This is a genomic window from Pseudoalteromonas sp. bablab_jr010 (assembly GCF_016464105.1).
GTDB classification, from domain to species: Bacteria; Pseudomonadota; Gammaproteobacteria; order Enterobacterales; family Alteromonadaceae; genus Pseudoalteromonas; species Pseudoalteromonas simplex.
On the sequence record NZ_JACDWV010000057.1, the window covers coordinates 1 to 220 of the forward strand.

The 220-nt window shown below is 52.7% G+C and carries 1 pseudogene; it reads left to right on the top strand.

Features of this window, described 5'->3' with window-relative positions:
- A pseudogene (locus JIG37_RS03665) lies at positions 1–220 on the top strand (RTX toxin); the annotation flags it as partial.

The following is a 220-nucleotide window of genomic DNA, read 5'->3' on the forward strand; positions in this document are numbered from 1 at the left end:
CACTGGTGAAATCGACATTACCGCACCGACGATTAGCCTTGATACCTTGGCCGATAGTAATGATGTGACACCGCTCATTAGTGGGCAAACCACCGGAGCGGCAGTGGGCAGCTTAGTGCTGCTTACTATCACTGACAGTGCTGGTAATGTACAAAGTGCGACAGCGACGGTGCAAGCGGATGGCAGTTGGTCTGTTGAGCCAAGTACGGCATTAGCCGAA